The 3,326-nt window shown below is 58.2% G+C and carries 2 protein-coding genes; both read right to left on the bottom strand.

The window, feature by feature from the left end:
* Positions 1 to 2,762 (bottom strand): PAS domain S-box protein (locus tag GXX82_04945; GenBank protein ID NLT22375.1); only part of this gene is annotated, 2,762 nt, incomplete at its 3' end.
* A gap of 175 nt (positions 2,763 to 2,937) precedes the next feature.
* Positions 2,938 to 3,326: hypothetical protein (locus tag GXX82_04940; GenBank protein NLT22374.1), on the bottom strand; the 389-nt coding region annotated here is incomplete at its 5' end.

The following is a 3,326-nucleotide window of genomic DNA, read 5'->3' as shown; positions in this document are numbered from 1 at the left end:
GCTATGGTGAAAGGCTTCTGGACGAAGCCCCTGCATCCCTTTTCCATGATGCTGCGCGCCTGTTCGTTGAGGCTGTAGCCGCTGGAGAGGATCACCCTCGCCTCAGGGTTCAGCTCCCGTATACGATCGAAGGTCTCACTTCCCGACAGGCCGGGCATGATCATGTCGAGAACGATGAGGTCGATGGAGTCCTTTTTTTCCCCGTAAAGAGAGATCGCCTCCCCCCCGTTCCGGACGGCGTGCACCGCGTACCCCAGAGACTCGATCATGGCCTTGCTGACGGTGAGGACCGCGGGCTCGTCATCCACAAGAAGTACCGTCCCCGCGCCTCTTGCCATCTCGGCAGTCTCTAACCGCACACGGGCAATGTCCTTTCCCGACGCGGGAAGGCAGAACCGGAAGGTGGACCCTTTGCCGGGTTCGCTCTCCACATCGATATACCCGTTGTGGTTCTTCACGATACCGTACACCATGGCGAGTCCCAATCCCGTTCCCCTGCCAAGTTCTTTCGTCGTGAAGAAGGGTTCGAAGATCCTCTCTTTCGTCTTCTCGTCCATACCGACACCACTGTCGGTGATAAAGGTGCACACGTATCTCCCCGGCGCCACGGAATGGACCTCTGCCTCCGCGGCCGCGAGGACGGTGTTCCTCGTCCCCAGGGACAGGACCCCGCCCGCGGGCATCGCCTGCCAGGCGTTGAGATAAAGGTTGAGAAGGACCTGCTCTATCTGCCCCTGGTCCGCCTCGACGGGCCAGATATCGGCCTGGTACCCGTGGTGGATGACGATCTCCTTCTTTGTCCTTCCAAACATGGCGGAGGTCTTCTCGACAAGTTCGTTCATGCTGAACGGCTTGACGTCGTACTTGCCGCCCCGCGCGAACCCGAGGAGCTGCCTCGTCAGGTCCGCCGCGTTCCTCACCAGTTCCTCGATGTTCCTCAGCCACTCGTGATGGGGATGGCCCTGACCTGTATCGATCATCATGAGCGAGATGTAGCCCTGGATACCCATGAGGATGTTGTTGAAATCATGGGCGATGCCACCCGAGAGCGTGCCGACCGCCTCCATCTTCTGAGCGTTCACGAGCTGTGCTTCCAGCCTCTTGCGCTCGGTGATATCCTCACACACCATGATAACATCCCCGTTGCCGAGTTGCACGGGGATGAAGCTGATCACCCTGGTCGATCCGTTCTTGCACACCACGCTGTAAACGCCCTGATTCCTGAGGCCGCCTGTCCCGAGATAGTCAAGCCACGCCTTTATGACCCGTCGCCGGTAGGCCTCATCGGGATATGCCTTTCTGAACCACGTCCTTCCGTTCGGGATGTCGGTGAGGTCGTAACCAAATATCGCCTTGAACCTCGGATTGATATAGACGAAGCTGCCTGTCCTGTCGATGAGGGCCATGCCGATCGGGGCATTCTCGGAAAGACTGCGCATCTTCTCCTTTTCGGCAAAGAGCTCCCGCACCGCTTCCTTCCGCTCCGTGATATCCCGGATGGACTCGATGGCCCCCACGACATTCCCGTGGATGTCATAGAGGGGGCCCGCCTTCCCCCAGAGGTTCCTCTTCTGCCCGCGCACGAAGGGCACGTCGGTTTCCGTGTACAGGGTGTCACCGTCCTTCTTTATAAAGGAATACTGTTTTTCCATCTCGTCGTCCCAGATGGTCACGAAGTTGATAAGGATGGGCCGCCGTGTCCCGTAGAAGGGCAGCGCGTATTCATGATCGCCCTTTCCCAGCATATCCTCCTTGCTGACGCCCGTCATGGTCTCTATGGCCCTGTTCCAGGCTATGACCTTTCCTGCCCGGTCTATCGCCAGGGTCGCGTCGGGGAGGAACTCGATGATGTCCGCCAGCCTCCTTTGCGATTCATGCAGTTGCTGTTCGGCCCGCTTTCGTTCGGTGATGTCCCGGAATGTCCATATCCTCCCATAGTGATGTCCGTCCTCTCCAAGCACGGGGGCCGAGTGGCGGTCGAGGACCATGCCGTTCTTCATTTCGATCTCATCCCTGCTCGTCTCGCGGGAATGGTCATAGAGATGCAGTACCTTCTCAACAAACCCGTCAGGGTCCATGACCTGGGCCGCGATATGCTCAAGACGGGCGGTAGTGTCCCCATCATCCAGGATATGCCGGGGAATGTTCCACATGTCGACGAATCGCTGGTTGTGAACGAGATCCTTGTGGTCCTCATCGACCACCAGTATGCCATCGATCGCTGTGTTCAATTGCGCTTCAAGGAGGGCCGCATTCCATCGCACCGCATCGTCGGCCCGGCGTCGGAGCGTTATGTCCTCGACGATGCCCTCGTAATAGACCGGGGATCCCTCGGCGCCGCGGACGACTCTCGCGTTCATCGAGATCCACATCCTGCTCCCGTCCCTGCGGTACACCTCGATCTCGCGGCCATAGATCATGTCCTTTTCGGCGAGATACTCCATGCACCTCTCGCGGTCCCCGGGATCGACGTAGAGCTGCCCGGCGATGTCCGTGATGGCGCTCATCAACTCATCGGGAGAAGAGTAGCCATAGATCTTCGCAAGGGCCATGTTGGCACGCAGGTACTTCCCGTCGGGCGTGCTCCGGAACATGCCCATCATGGCGTTCTCGAAGATGTCCCGGTATTCCTCCACGCTCTCTTGCAGAACTTCCCGGGCATGTCGGCCTTCGGCCTCCAGGAGTTCCAGGTCCGCGATCCTCTTTTTCAGCGCTCTTATCTCTTCGATCAATTCCTGACGGGTTCCCACGGTGTCGTTCATAGCTGCTTCCCGGGTGACGGGTGATACGTCCGCTAAACCATAGACCAGGCATCCAAAGAAGTCAACATCCAGATTGGACCGGCCCCGTGTGCGGACGCATGCCGTTCCTCATCATGTTATCGCATAATCACACTACAAGTTTAGGCAACGGTCCTGTGGTATCCCTGTCCTCTGACTACGGCGGAGAAGGGGGCTTCGTGATGTCCGAGATCATGGCGAGAAAGGCGGCGAGATTGGGTTCCTCGCGGACCTTCGCGTCTTTGAAATAGGTGATCCTGAGCTTCATGAACAGACCCCGGCAACCTGTCAGGTAGATATGGGAAATAAGCTTGATGTTGTTCTGCTCATAGGCGAGAACACCGTGAAAGAACGTGAGGCGGCCGCCCACGGGAGTCGCCTCTTTCTTGATGACGACAGAGACATTCCTGTAGGTACCCTGTGTCTCGAGGGAGTATATGTCCTGCAGGGCCTGATCGAACTCCCTGCTCACAACCTGCGACGAGATCCCATCCGGTATGGGACCTTGCATCAGGTCGTACAGGAAGATGTCCGCCCGCATCGTGT

The sequence above is a fragment of the Syntrophorhabdus sp. genome (assembly GCA_012719415.1).
GTDB lineage: Bacteria > Desulfobacterota > Syntrophorhabdia > Syntrophorhabdales > Syntrophorhabdaceae > Delta-02.
Note: the sequence above shows the minus strand (reverse complement) of the source record. Positions and strands in the feature narration are given on the sequence as shown.